Origin of the sequence: Pseudoalteromonas sp. 20-92, from assembly GCF_030847595.1 — a bacterium.
Classification (GTDB): Bacteria; Pseudomonadota; Gammaproteobacteria; order Enterobacterales; family Alteromonadaceae; genus Pseudoalteromonas; species Pseudoalteromonas fuliginea.
On record NZ_JANJGQ010000003.1, the window covers coordinates 33,662 to 46,888 of the forward strand.

Consider the following 13,227-nt stretch of genomic DNA (forward strand, 5'->3'; position numbering starts at 1 on the left):
ATTAATGCGCCACTTTTGTTATAAATTGCAAAGCGCTAATCCGCGCTAATTTATCGCACTCTAAAATTTCATCTAAGCTTTGCACATTGGTGTACGTTGCAGCTTCAAGTGTTTGTGCATTTATTTTGTATATATCGGTAAAACCAATTTTACCATTTAAGAACGCGTTTACTGTTATTTCATTCGCTGCATTTACTGTCGTTGTAGCACCTTGCCCTGCACTACATGCATCAACCGCAAGTTGTAAATTAGGATAACGGGCGTAATCAGGCTTGGTAAATGAAAAGTCTGTAATATCAGAGAAATTGAGAGGCTTTACACCCGCATTAATTCGCTCAGGATATGCAAGTGCATGGGCAATAGGAGTGCGCATATCAGGGTTACCCATTTGCGCTAAAATAGAACCGTCGTGGTACTGCACCATTGAATGAATAATGCTTTGCGGATGAATAACTACATCAATATCACTGGTGTCACAATTGAATAACCACTTGGCTTCAATAAACTCCAAGCCTTTGTTCATCATAGTGGCCGAATCTACTGATATTTTTTGACCCATAGACCAATTAGGGTGAGCGACTGCTTCGCTAACAGTGACATCTTTTAACGTATTTATATCACGGGTTAAAAATGGGCCACCAGAACCGGTAAGCAAAATTTTACTTACGCCATGTTGCTGTAAATTTTGATCTCCTTTGGCATTTTGTAACGAAGAAGGTAGACATTGAAAAATAGCATTATGTTCGCTATCAATTGGTAGTAAAGTTGCTTTATGTTGTTTAACTTTGTCAATAAACAACTGGCCAGACATCACAAGTGATTCTTTATTGGCAAGCAGTACTTTTTTACCTGCTTCTACTGCACTTAATGTTGGCAATAAACCAGCTGCACCTACAATTGCCGACATAACAACATCAACATTAGGATAAGCACACACGTCACTCATAGCTTGCTCGCCATGCCTTACTTTAGTTTTACACTGAGTATTAGTTAAATACGATGACAACTGCTCAGCAGCCGTTTGCGAAGCCATAACTGCATATACAGGTTCATGCTCTATGCATAACGCAGCCATTTTTTTTGCATTTTGTCCGGCGGTTAAAGCAAAAACATCAAATAGTTCTTTATTTAGCGATACAACATCTAATGTGCTTAAGCCAATAGACCCTGTTGCACCTAAAATAACCAGTTGTTGCTTTGGGCTCATAAACTCAGCGTCCATGCATAACACATAACAAACATTGGAGCCGCAGCGGTTAAGCTATCAATTCTATCTAAAATCCCACCGTGACCAGGTAAACAATTACCACTGTCTTTTAAGCCAGCTTCGCGTTTAAACATGCTTTCGAGTAAGTCACCTACAGCAGAAAACAACGCAATCAAAGCGGTCATAATGGCGTATACAGGCCAAACAACTAAATCAACATCGGTGAAATGACAAAATATTAAGACAAAAACAACAGCAGCAACGACACCACCGGCGAGCCCTTCAATTGTTTTATTTGGGCTCACTTTAGGCATCAATTTATGCTTACCAAAACTTTTCCCGGTAAAGTAGGCACCCACATCAGCGCTCCACACAATACCTAAAACGACTAAAATCAGCATAGAACCAAAATGAGCCGATTCAGCATACTGCGCACTGCGTAAGGTATTAAGTGCAAGCCACAATGGCACAAGCGTTAGTAAACCAGCGATGCCTCGCATCACAAGGCCTTCATTCCAAGCTTTCGCCATAGCGGGATAACGCCATACTAAATAACTGGCAACAATCCACCAAGCAAATGCAAGTGTAAATAAATAATTTGCATCACCCACTAATTTACCATTTTGCCATAAAGCTTCAATTGGCCAATGTAAGTTGAGCACTGCGAGTAAAGCCGCAACTAAAAGCACAAAAGCACTTCTTTTGAGTTTGTCACACAGGCCCATAAATGCAGACCATTCCCATGCACCTAATAATACTATTGCACCTGCAAAATAACTAAATAAAGTAAGCGGTGTATAAAAAACCAATGCTAATGCTAAAGGCGCTAGCACGAGCGAGGTTAAAATGCGTTGTTTTAACAAAATTGTGACCCTTATTCTATTTAGGTTTGAGCGAGTAATTGTTTTATTTGTTCGCCCGTACAACCAAAACGTCGCTCTCTGGCAACGTAACACGCAATGGCCTCAGCAAATGCTGCTTCATTAAAATCAGGCCAAAGTGTGTCGGTAAAGTAAAGTTCTGCGTAAGCGGCTTGCCATAATAAAAAGTTACTAATACGAACATCGCCACCAGTGCGAATAAGTAAATCAGGTTCTGCCTGATCTGCCATGCTCATATGCTGCGCTAAACGCTCTTCGGTAATATCTTCGGCGTTAAGTGTGCCTTTTTCTACTTGCAACGCAAGTTGCTTAGCTGCATTAGCCATATCCCAACGACCACCATAATTAGCTGCAACATTTAAGTGCAGCCCGGTGTTATTCTCAGTCAACGCTTGTGCGGAATATACTTTACTACGCAAGCTCTCCGAGAATCGTGATAAGTCTCCAATAATGGTCAGTTTTACATTGTTTTTGTGAAGCTTTTTAACTTCTTTTGTTAAAACAAACAAAAAAAGCTCCATTAACGTATTCACTTCATCCTCAGGTCGGCGCCAGTTTTCACTGCTAAAAGCAAATAAAGTTAACGATTGTATCCCTAACTTAGTGCAAAACTGAACAGACTGACGAACGGCATCCACGCCTTTTTTATGCCCGTATACACGAGGTCTATTTCTAGCTTGCGCCCAACGTCCATTACCATCCATTATGATGGCAACATGTTTAGGTAAACATTGCTGTGAAATTGTGTCAGCGTCTAGAACCATAAATATTGAATATTCCATAAAAAAACGCCGCCTAGTATACCCCAGACGGCGTTTCAAAACTAATAATTTTAGTTGCCTAGATTTCCATCAATTCAGTTTCTTTGGCAGCTAATAGCGTATCCATTTCTTTAATAAACTTATCAGTAAGTTTTTGAATCGCATCATCTGATTGACGCGCTTCATCTTCTGATATGTCTTTATCTTTTAATAACGCTTTCACATCGCCATTAGCATCGCGACGAATATTACGAATAGCAACACGACCACCTTCAACTTCAGCGCGTACAATTTTGATTAAGTCTTTACGACGCTCTTCTGTAAGTGGAGGAAGTGGTACACGAATAACAGTACCTGCTGACATAGGGTTTAAGCCTAAGTCAGACGCCATAATCGCTTTTTCAACAGCTTGCGCCAAAGACTTATCAAATACACCAATAGCAAGTGTACGAGAATCTTCAATTGTCACGTTAGCAACTTGGTTTAAAGGCGTTGGTGCACCGTAGTACGACACCATAATGCCATCTAAGATAGCTGGATGTGCGCGGCCAGTACGAATTTTAGATAATTGGCTACCTAGTGCAGTTACACTTTTTTGCATGCGCGCTTGCGCGTCTTTTTGAATATCGTTAATCACGGTTTAATCCTAATTATTTGATTATTTCATCTGAGGCTTGTGAAGAAATAAGTGTTCCTTCTTCTTCACCCATAATTACGCGTTTTAGCGCGCCTGATTTATTCATGTTAAATACGCTCAACGGCATATTGTGATCGCGGGCTAGAGTAAATGCCGCTAAATCCATAACTTTTAATTCTTTATCGATGATTTCATTGTAGCTTAAGTGGCGATAAAGCGTCGCTTCTGGGTTTTTTACAGGGTCATCACTGTACACGCCATCCACTTTCGTTGCTTTAATTACAGTATCCGCTTCAATTTCGATACCGCGTAAACACGCTGCAGAATCAGTCGTGAAGAATGGATTACCCGTACCCGCTGCAAAAATAACAACGCGGCCCGTTTTTAATAAGCTAATTGCTTCAGCCCAGTTATATGCATCACACACACCATTTAATGGGATAGCCGACATTAAACGACAATTTACAAATGCACGATGCAGCGCGTCACGCATTGCAAGGCCATTCATAACTGTTGCAAGCATACCCATATGGTCACCAACAACGCGATTCATACCTGCTTCTGCAAGCGATCCACCGCGTAAAAAGTTACCTCCACCAATAACTAAACCCACTTCTACGTCGAGCTCTACTAGCTCTTTAATTTCTTGTGCCATACGGTCTAAAACTTTAGGATCGATGCCGAAGCCTTCGTCTCCCATTAAAGCTTCACCACTTAATTTGAGAAGAACACGTCTAAAAATAGGTTTACGATTGATAGTCATAGTATTGGGGCCAACTTTTATTGAATTATGGATAAAAAATAACCGCGCTTATGTTAAACATAAAAGCGCGGTTATTTTAAAGAATTTCTAGCTGTGAAGCAAAACCAAATAGTACTTTAATTGCATCTAATTTCCTTTTGCATCACAAATAGTTAATCTTACTGACCTTTAGCTGCAGCAATTTGAGCAGCAACTTCAGCAGCAAAATCTTCTTCTTTCTTCTCGATACCTTCACCAACTTCTACACGTACGAAGCTAGTAACTGTTGCGTTTTTCTCTTTAAGAATATCGCCAACAGATTTTTTAGGTTCCATGATGAAAGCTTGACCAGTAAGAGAAACCTCACCAGTAAATTTCTTCATACGACCAACAACCATCTTCTCAGCGATTTCAGCAGGCTTGCCTTCATTCATCGCGATTTCGATTTGTACTTGCTTTTCTTTTTCAACAACATCAGCAGGCACATCAGAAGGTGTTAAGTATTCAGGGCTAGATGCAGCAACGTGCATTGCAACATGCTTAAGTGTTTCTTCATCAGCAACACCAGCAACAACAACACCGATACGATCGCCATGGCGGTACTCAACTAGGTTTTCACCAGTTACGTACTGCAGGCGACGTACGTTGATGTTTTCGCCAATTTTAGTAACTAGCTCAACACGGTCTTCTTCAAACTTAGCTTGTAAGTCTTCGATAGAGATTGTGTCAGCAATTGCAGCGTCAGCAACTTTGTTAGCAAATGCTAAGAAGCTTACGTCTTTTGCAACGAAGTCAGTTTGACAGTTAACTTCTACTAGTACTGCAACACCCGCATTTTGCTTGATGATGATAGTACCTTCAGCAGCAATGTTACCTGCTTTTTTAGCAGCTTTAGCAGCGCCACTTTTACGCATGTTTTCAATCGCTAACTCGATGTCGCCATCAGTCTCAGTTAACGCTTTTTTACAATCCATCATGCCAGCGCCTGTGCGCTCGCGTAATTCTTTAACTAGGGCAGTAGTTACAGCCATTAGTAAATCCTCAAATCTGAAATCTGGTTTAGATAAGCGGGTTACCCGCTCTACAAGAATAGCAAGTCTTCACCTTAAAAAGATGAAGACTTGATGACAGCTAATTACTCAGCTTCAACGAAATCGTCTTTCTCAGCTTGAGCAACGATGTTATTCTCGCGACCTTCAGTGATAGCAGCTGCAACAGCGCTAGTGTAAAGGCTTACAGCACGGATAGCATCATCGTTACCAGGAACGATGAAATCAACGCCGTCTGGATTAGAGTTAGTATCAACGATTGCAACAACTGGAATACCTAGGTTGTTAGCTTCACGGATAGCAATGTGCTCGTGGTCAGCATCGATAACGAAAAGCGCGTCTGGAAGACCGCCCATGTTTTTGATACCACCAAGGCTTTTTTCAAGCTTGTCCATTTCGCGGTTAAGCATTAACGTTTCTTTCTTAGTTAATTTCTCGAAAGTACCGTCTTGGCTTTGTACTTCAAGGTCTTTAAGACGCTTGATTGATTGACGAACTGTTTTCCAGTTAGTCAACATACCACCTAACCAACGGTGATTAACGTAATACTGGTCGCTTGCAATAGCTGCTTCTTTAACTGCTTCGCTTGCTGCGCGCTTAGTACCAACGAAAAGAACTTTACCTTTGTTTGAAGCAGCACCAGTTAAAAACTTAAGTGCGTTATTGAACATTGGTACTGTTTGCTCAAGGTTGATGATATGAACACGGTTACGTGTACCGAAGATGAAAGGCTTCATCTTAGGGTTCCAGTAACGTGCTTGGTGACCAAAGTGAACACCAGCTTGAAGCATATCGCGCATTGAAACATTTGCCATTTTATAGATCCTCTATAGTTGTTTAGGGTTAGGCCTCCACATATCCCATAGCACCAACACCGAAGTAATTAAACTTCAAATGCACCCAAGTGTATGTGACGATACGTGTGTGTGTTAAAATCAAATTGTGTTTGCCTTAAATACAAAAAATCATTTAAGAATTTATTTGTAAAAAGACGGCGCGCTTTATACCATATTAAAATTAAATACTCAACGTCGCGTGCAAAATTTGTTCGACGATAAATGTTAAAAACTCAACTTTGGAGCCTCAATGAGCGCTATTATCAAGACCCCTGAAGAAATAGAGAAAATGCGCGTAGCTGGGCGCTTAGCGGCCGATGTACTTGAAATGATCGGCCCTCATGTAGTGCCAGGTGTTACCACCGATGAGCTAAATACACTTTGTCATGATTATATTGTTAATGTGCAACAAGCAATCCCTGCTCCATTAAATTATCATGGCTTTCCAAAATCAGTTTGTACGTCAGTTAATCATGTTATATGTCACGGAATTCCAAATGACAAAGCATTAAAAGAAGGCGACAGCGTAAATATTGACGTAACTGTCATTAAAGACGGTTACCACGGCGACACATCTAAAATGTTCCACGTTGGTACACCAAACATTCAAGCTAAGCGTCTTGCAGAAGTAACACAAGAAAGCTTATACCTTGCTATTAAAATGGTAAAACCAGGTGTGCGCTTAGGCGATATTGGCTCAGCGATTCAAAAATATGCAGAAAGCTTTAACTACTCAATCGTACGTGAATATTGCGGTCACGGTATTGGCGCAGGGTTTCATGAAGAACCACAAATAATGCATTATGGTAAAGCCGGCACTGGCGAAGCCTTAAAAGCAGGTATGTGTTTAACTATTGAACCTATGGTTAATGCGGGTAAACGCCAATGTAAGCTTCTTAAAGATGATTGGACAGTAGTAACACGCGACCGTAGTTTGTCTGCACAGTGGGAACATACTTTATTAGTGACCGAAAATGGTGTTGAAATTTTAACGCTACGATCGGATGATACTATCGACAGGATAATAGAACACTAATAAGACCGAAACACTTGATAAGAAAAATCTTATCCGTGTGAAAGGTTAAACAAGGAGCCAGCCCACGTGGCATTACCCAACAAAGTAAAAAAGTTGCTTAGCGATGCTGAGCAACTTAGTGATTATCGCGATTGTTCTAGCTATTTTTATAAATGGCTACATAACGAATTTTCTAAGCAACCGGTTGGGAATTTAATTAATGCCCGGGCTGAGTTTATTGACCGCCTATTAATTAAGCTCTTTCATGTTTATGAGTTATCGCACGAACCTGATTTAGCGCTAATTGCTGTGGGCGGATATGGACGCGGCGAACTTCATCCTTATTCCGATATTGATTTTCTACTTTTAGTCACTGAACAACCCAGTGAAGAAATATGCGAAAAAATAGGCCAGTTTGTCACTATGCTGTGGGATCTCAACTTAGAGATTGGCCATAGCGTGCGTACCATTGAGCAAGCTATTGAGCAAAAACGTGAAGACGTCACCTTTGCCACCAGCTTGCTCGAAAGTCGGCTTATTTTTGGCAACCATATCGAGTTCGAAAAACTTAAAACCTTTGTACTAGAAACCCCTGTTTGGGGTTCTAGCGACTTTTTTGTTGCCAAAGTACAAGAGCAAAACTTACGTCACAGAAAGTGCCACGGCACTGCGTATAACCTTGAACCAAACATTAAAGAAAACCCCGGTGGCCTTCGCGACTTACAAACCATCATTTGGGTTGCTAAAAAACACTTTAGAGCCGAAACACTGCAAGAGCTAATTAGCCACGGTTATCTAACTCACGAAGAGTTTCAAGAGCTATCAGAGTGCCTAGAAAACCTATGGAACATTCGTTTTGCTCTTCATTTGGCTGCAGGGCGTTCAGAAAACCGTTTATTGTTTGATCATCAACCCCAAGCCGCCGAAATTTTAGGTTTTGGCAGCGATGGTAAAGCCTCGGTTGAGCGTATGATGAAACGCTTATTTAGAATAATGAGCCGCGTACGCGAGCTTAACCAAATGCTGCTTTCGTATTTTGAGCAAAGCATTTCACCACAAAATAGTGAAAATGTTGTAGAAGTACTCGACAGAAATTTTGAACGTGTTGGCCATCAAATACGCGTAAAAGATCCATCCGTATTTTTTAGACGTGACCAGCTCTTTGTATTGTTTGAGCACATCGCCGACAACCCCGAAATCACCCATATTTACCCAAGTACTATTCGTACTATTCGACAAGTACGCCGTCGTTTATTGGGTGATTTACAAGATTATGCAGCCTGTCGTGAAGCATTTTTACGCTTAGTCAAACACCCTAACGGTATGGGACGCGCATTTACGTTAATGCACAAACACGGCATGCTTGCCGCCTACTTACCGCAGTGGCGTAATATATTTGGGCAAATGCAGTTCGATTTGTTTCATGCTTATACCGTAGATGAGCACACTCACAAATTAATCAAAAACATTTACCAATACTTTGATAAAACAGGCATTAGCGAGTTTCCTATTTGCAGTGAAATAGTCACTCGCATGGATAAACCGGAGCTACTGTATTTAGCCGGTATATTTCACGACATCGCTAAAGGCCGAGGGGGCGATCACTCAGAGCTTGGCGCTGTTGATGCTATAGCCTTTGCTAAATTACATGGTTTTTCATCGGCTGATGCAAAATTAGTAGCATGGCTTGTAAGTAACCATTTACTTATGTCGGTTACCGCGCAGCGTAAAGACATTAACGACCCTGCTGTAATAAAAGACTTTGCAACACGTATTAAAACAGAGCGCCAACTCGACTATTTATATTGTTTAACCGTTGCCGACATACGTGCAACCAACGACAACTTATGGAACGATTGGAAAAACACCCTACTGCGTGAATTGTACTTGCACACGCAACGCGCGTTGCGCTTAGGGCTCGAAAACCCAATGGATCAACGCGACCAAATTCGCGATAAAAAGCACCAAGCTAAACAACGTCTACTTAACTTGGGCTATCAAGAGGAAAAAATTGATTTAATTTGGAGTCGTTTTAAAGCCAATTACTTTACCGCCTTTAGCGAACAGCAAATATCGTGGCAAAGTGAGCATTTATTAAGTAGCACCGATTTAAGCCAACCCAGTGTAATTGTATCTAACAAAGCCATGCATGGTGGTACACAAGTATTTGTATACAGCCCCTACTCTGGTGCACTATTTGCGAGATTAGTGAGTGTCATTGGATCTAAAAAAGCACAAATACAGCACGCACAAGTACTGACCACCAAAGACGGTTACGTCCTGTTTAGCTTTGTCATACTTGAAGTAAGTGGCGACCCTATTGCAAGTGGTCGAGCGCAATCAATTAAACGCGGACTTGAGCAAGCATTGAGCGATCCACGTAAAAAAATTCGCTTTAAGAAGAGCCGTTCTCAACGCTTTAAAGATTTTAATATTAAACCTAAAATTGTGTTGCGCCCACATGCACGAAAAGACCGTAGCTTAATAGAAATTCAAGCCGTCGATATACAAGGTTTACTAACCAAAATAGCCGAAGTTTTCCAAGCGCATTTACTGCACATTCACGCTGCCCGTATTACCACGGTGGGTGAACGTGCAGAGGATTTCTTTGTTGTATCTAATAACGAATACCAAGCGCTGACTGATGAAGAGCAAGCAAAAATTCATCAGGCATTACGTAAAAAATTCAACGCCGAAACAGAATAGAGGACACACATGTCAGATTTAAAAACGATGATCGAAAACGCATGGGACAACCGCGATAGCATTAGCCCAAGCACAGTATCAAGCGACGTAAAACAAGCCATTATTGACGCACTTGATTTACTTGATAGCGGCGCAGCACGCGTTGCTGAAAAAATATCGGGTGAATGGGTTGTACACCAGTGGCTTAAAAAAGCAGTATTACTGTCGTTTCGTATTCGCGACAACCAACCAATGAACGACGGCGTAAACCAGTTTTACGACAAAGTACCGCTTAAATTTAGCGACTACACGCCAGAGCAATTTCAGCAAGGTGGTATGCGCGTAGTACCAAACGCGGTAGCACGTAAAGGCAGCTTTGTAGGTAAAAACGTCGTACTTATGCCATCGTACGTAAACATTGGCGCATACGTTGACGACGGCACCATGGTTGATACATGGGCAACTGTAGGCTCATGTGCACAAATTGGTAAGAACGTACATTTATCAGGTGGCGTTGGCATAGGCGGCGTTTTAGAGCCTCTACAAGCTAACCCAACCATCATTGAAGACAACTGTTTTATTGGCGCACGTTCTGAAATTGTGGAAGGCGTAATTGTTGAAGAAGGCGCAGTAATTTCAATGGGTGTTTACATCAGCCAAAGCACTCGTATTTATGACCGCGAAACCGGCGAAACTCACTATGGCCGCGTACCAGCAGGCGCCGTAGTTGTACCAGGCGCACTACCGTCAAAAGATGGCACTCACAGCCTGTACGCTGCAATCATCGTGAAGAAAGTAGATAAGCAAACACGTGAAAAAGTAGGCATAAACGCCCTACTACGCTCAATTGATGAGTAAAAAATCGATAAGCTTTTAGCTGATTTGTGTTAAACATAGGTTGGGTTGAGTGAAACGAAACCCAACTATACTTTGAAGTTAAGTGTTTTAGCTAAACTTTAATTGTATATAGAAAGCTCTAAGCCCTTTGGGTTTAGAGCTTTTTTTGTTATCTATACGTTTTCTATTATTATATCTATAAAGTTTGAATCGGTTTAAATGGAGAGTTGATCATATGGGTACTGAAGAAAGTAACGAGCTAGTCTATCACTACACATCTTTGGATGCTTTTATCTCTATTGTGAATAGCAGAACTTTTAGGTTTGGCGACGCAAGAACAATGAATGACTATACAGAGATAGAGCATAATATTAATCTTCTTTTAAATTTAGAAAAACAAAAACCTGAGTTAATGGAAAAATTAAATATTTCAAATGAAGGGTTTAATAAAGGCATCGAAAATATTCAGTTTTTCAAAAAATATATTGAAAATCACTACATACATATAATGAGCTTTAGTAATAATCCTGATACTTTAAGCCAGTGGCGGGGATATGCAGATAGCGGTAAAGGAATATGCTTTGGTATGAATTTATCTGCATTACGGCACTGCTGTCTAAATAGTATTTACCGCATTGCTGGGAATTGCATTTATATACAAGAACAATTAAACAAAGAAGCTCAAAACTTGTTAAAATTAGCCTCTACTTTTGATAGTAATGATTGTGAATTTGAGGCTAGAAGTAACTTTCTTGATGACTTTATCGCATTTATAACAACAGGTAAAAATGAGGATTTCATAGACGAAGGTGAAGTAAGGTTAGTTTCTTTCATTGAAAAACTGCCACCACCTCAAGATGTGAAATTCATAAACTCTAATGGCTTTATTAAAAGCTATCTTGAAGTAAGTTTTCCAATAAATATAATTGACACAATTATACTTGGACCGTGTTGTAAATTTACTACTGAAGACCCCGTCTTTAATGATATGTTAGACAATTTATTTTTTAATAAAAAACTCTACGAGTTAGGAGTTGATACTAACCCATATAAGCCTAAAGTTTTAAGTTCAAAGGCAACTTTCAGATAACCATAGGGCCTCGTTTCACTCAACCCAACCTACGCCGATAAAAACAATACAGAGCTGCTGCTCATTGTTAGCAACAACCTCCCAAAACCAAAAAAGCACTTATAAAATAAGTGCTTTTGGGTTTGCTCAATTAATTTTTAATTACAGCGCGTTAAATACGTCGTCTGTTTTAGCTGCGCAAATAAAGTCGTTTTTGTGCAGACCTTTAATTGAATGGCTCCACCACGTTACAGTTACTTTGCCCCACTCGGTTAATAAACCAGGGTGGTGGCCTTCATCTTCTGCCATGTCGCCCACTTTGTTAGTAAACGCGATAGCTTGTTTAAAATTTTTAAATTTATAAACACGCTCAAGCTGCATAATGCCGTCGCGTACTTCTGGTACCCAGTCTGGGATTTTAGTAATTAATTGTGCTAACTCTTCGTCAGATACTTTTGGCGCATCTACATGACAGGCTTCGCATTTTTGTGCACTTAATGAAGACATTCTAAATCCTTACTTTTAGCTTTTTTAGCATTAATGTTTAACTGGCTAATTTTTCTTTTGGTGGAAATTTTGGGTCATGCAAACCAAGCTCTTTAGCTCGCTCAACCAAAGTCATAATATCCATTTGCGATATATCAAACAGATCATGAATCGAATTTATGGTGTAGTACTGTGGTTGCATAATATCAATACGGTACGGCGTACGCAGTACATCAAGCACGTTCATTGGGCTAATTTCTGGCGTATTTGAGTATACATACTGAGTCTCCCCTGGGCTTGATAAAATGCCGCCGCCGTAAATACGCAGGCCATCTTCGGTTTGCATTAAACCAAATTCGACTGTAAACCAGTATATACGCGCAAGGTATACACGGTCCTTTTTCTGCGCTGCGTAACCTAATTGCCCGTACTTATGCGTAAACTCGGCAAAGTCAGGGTTAGTTAGCATGGCGCAATGGCCAAATATTTCATGAAAAATATCTGGCTCTTGTAGGTAGTCAAATTCTTCGCGGCTACGAATAAATGTAGCTACCGGAAACTGCTTGTTTGCCAGTAATCTAAAAAACTCATCAAAGTCGATAAGCGCAGGTACTGGTGCAACTTGCCAACCGGTAGTGGCTAGTAACACTTCGTTTAGCTCGCTTAACTGCGGAATACGGTCGTGCGGCAGGTTAATCTTTTTTAACCCTTGCATGTACTCGTTGCAGGCTTTGCCTTCAATGCATGCAAGTTGGCGTGCTACAAGCTCAGACCAAATTTTATTTTCTTCATCACTCCAGTGTATAACACCATTTTCGTCTGGTGTTTTGGATGTGTATTTACTTGCTTTAGCCATAAGTACCTTCTTGGGTGTGAGCCCTAAATCGGTGTCAGTGTGATACTCAAACCTGTTGAATATCGAATGACTCCATACTATGCAAAAGTGAAGAAAAGTTTAATAGATAGGCTAACATCAGTATTTAGCGTGATCACTTAGATCGTAAAGTTAAAATTACACTCAT

Annotated in this window: 13 protein-coding genes; 4 read left to right on the forward strand and 9 right to left on the reverse strand. The window is 40.6% G+C overall.

From position 1 onward, the window contains the following. Position 1 precedes the first annotated feature (1 nt). The 7 genes from ispC to rpsB all read right to left on the reverse strand — a co-directional run bounded on the left by ispC (position 2) and on the right by rpsB (position 6,092). Positions 2–1,207, reverse strand: coding sequence for a 1-deoxy-D-xylulose-5-phosphate reductoisomerase (gene ispC, locus NRL14_RS03850; RefSeq protein WP_007376812.1), 1,206 nt, complete (start codon positions 1,205–1,207; stop codon positions 2–4). Further along, on the reverse strand, positions 1,204–2,070 hold the full coding sequence (locus tag NRL14_RS03855; protein ID WP_306724058.1) for a phosphatidate cytidylyltransferase: 867 nt from the start codon (positions 2,068–2,070) through the stop codon (positions 1,204–1,206). The genes ispC and NRL14_RS03855 overlap by 4 nt, the downstream gene beginning before the upstream one ends. Before the next feature lie 20 nt (positions 2,071–2,090). Then, positions 2,091–2,870, reverse strand: a complete 780-nt coding sequence (locus NRL14_RS03860) for an isoprenyl transferase (RefSeq protein ID WP_007376814.1) — start codon at positions 2,868–2,870, stop codon at positions 2,091–2,093. A gap of 58 nt (positions 2,871–2,928) precedes the next feature. Next, positions 2,929–3,450 carry a ribosome recycling factor gene (gene frr / locus NRL14_RS03865; RefSeq protein WP_370587472.1) on the reverse strand — a complete coding sequence of 174 codons (522 nt, stop codon included), beginning with the start codon at positions 3,448–3,450 and terminating at the stop codon, positions 2,929–2,931. Positions 3,451–3,499: 49 nt separating this feature from the next. Beyond that, positions 3,500–4,249: a UMP kinase gene (gene pyrH, locus NRL14_RS03870; RefSeq protein ID WP_008133874.1), complete on the reverse strand. Its 750-nt coding sequence runs from the start codon at positions 4,247–4,249 to the stop codon at positions 3,500–3,502. Positions 4,250–4,407: 158 nt separating this feature from the next. After that, positions 4,408–5,259: a translation elongation factor Ts gene (gene tsf / locus NRL14_RS03875; RefSeq protein ID WP_007376818.1), complete on the reverse strand. Its 852-nt coding sequence runs from the start codon at positions 5,257–5,259 to the stop codon at positions 4,408–4,410. 104 nt (positions 5,260–5,363) lie between these two features. Next, positions 5,364–6,092: a 30S ribosomal protein S2 gene (rpsB, locus tag NRL14_RS03880; protein WP_007376819.1), complete on the reverse strand. Its 729-nt coding sequence runs from the start codon at positions 6,090–6,092 to the stop codon at positions 5,364–5,366. 271 nt (positions 6,093–6,363) lie between these two features. On the opposite strand from rpsB, the gene map reads away from it, so the two are divergent. From map to NRL14_RS03900, 4 genes are all read left to right on the forward strand, one after another. Then, positions 6,364–7,149: a type I methionyl aminopeptidase gene (gene map / locus NRL14_RS03885; protein WP_007376820.1), complete on the forward strand. Its 786-nt coding sequence runs from the start codon at positions 6,364–6,366 to the stop codon at positions 7,147–7,149. A 66-nt stretch (positions 7,150–7,215) separates the two neighbouring features. Continuing rightward, positions 7,216–9,834, forward strand: a complete 2,619-nt coding sequence (gene glnD, locus NRL14_RS03890; protein ID WP_306724060.1) for a [protein-PII] uridylyltransferase — start codon at positions 7,216–7,218, stop codon at positions 9,832–9,834. 9 nt (positions 9,835–9,843) lie between these two features. Then, positions 9,844–10,671 (forward strand): 2,3,4,5-tetrahydropyridine-2,6-dicarboxylate N-succinyltransferase, encoded by an 828-nt coding sequence (gene dapD / locus NRL14_RS03895; protein ID WP_306724061.1) that lies wholly within the window; start codon positions 9,844–9,846, stop codon positions 10,669–10,671. A gap of 214 nt (positions 10,672–10,885) precedes the next feature. Next, positions 10,886–11,740: a DUF2971 domain-containing protein gene (locus NRL14_RS03900; protein WP_306724062.1), complete on the forward strand. Its 855-nt coding sequence runs from the start codon at positions 10,886–10,888 to the stop codon at positions 11,738–11,740. A 141-nt stretch (positions 11,741–11,881) separates the two neighbouring features. Here NRL14_RS03900 and NRL14_RS03905 read toward each other — a convergent pair whose 3' ends face one another. After that, entirely contained in the window at positions 11,882–12,226 is a 345-nt protein-coding gene (locus tag NRL14_RS03905; RefSeq protein WP_002958326.1) for a 4a-hydroxytetrahydrobiopterin dehydratase, read from the reverse strand. Between the two features lie 37 nt (positions 12,227–12,263). Further along, entirely contained in the window at positions 12,264–13,061 is a 798-nt protein-coding gene (gene phhA, locus NRL14_RS03910; RefSeq protein WP_002958327.1) for a phenylalanine 4-monooxygenase, read from the reverse strand. Positions 13,062–13,227 lie beyond the last annotated feature (166 nt).

Coding starts and splice junctions, on each gene's coding strand:
- ispC (WP_007376812.1), bottom strand. CDS start 1,207: ATGAGCCCAAAGCAACAACTGGTTATTTTAGGTGCAACAGGGTCTATT.
- NRL14_RS03860 (WP_007376814.1), bottom strand. CDS start 2,870: ATGGAATATTCAATATTTATGGTTCTAGACGCTGACACAATTTCACAG.
- frr (WP_370587472.1), bottom strand. CDS start 3,450: ATGCAAAAAAGTGTAACTGCACTAGGTAGCCAATTATCTAAAATTCGT.
- pyrH (WP_008133874.1), bottom strand. CDS start 4,249: ATGACTATCAATCGTAAACCTATTTTTAGACGTGTTCTTCTCAAATTA.
- tsf (WP_007376818.1), bottom strand. CDS start 5,259: ATGGCTGTAACTACTGCCCTAGTTAAAGAATTACGCGAGCGCACAGGC.
- rpsB (WP_007376819.1), bottom strand. CDS start 6,092: ATGGCAAATGTTTCAATGCGCGATATGCTTCAAGCTGGTGTTCACTTT.
- map (WP_007376820.1), top strand. CDS start 6,364: ATGAGCGCTATTATCAAGACCCCTGAAGAAATAGAGAAAATGCGCGTA.
- dapD (WP_306724061.1), top strand. CDS start 9,844: ATGTCAGATTTAAAAACGATGATCGAAAACGCATGGGACAACCGCGAT.
- NRL14_RS03900 (WP_306724062.1), top strand. CDS start 10,886: ATGGGTACTGAAGAAAGTAACGAGCTAGTCTATCACTACACATCTTTG.
- NRL14_RS03905 (WP_002958326.1), bottom strand. CDS start 12,226: ATGTCTTCATTAAGTGCACAAAAATGCGAAGCCTGTCATGTAGATGCG.
- phhA (WP_002958327.1), bottom strand. CDS start 13,061: ATGGCTAAAGCAAGTAAATACACATCCAAAACACCAGACGAAAATGGT.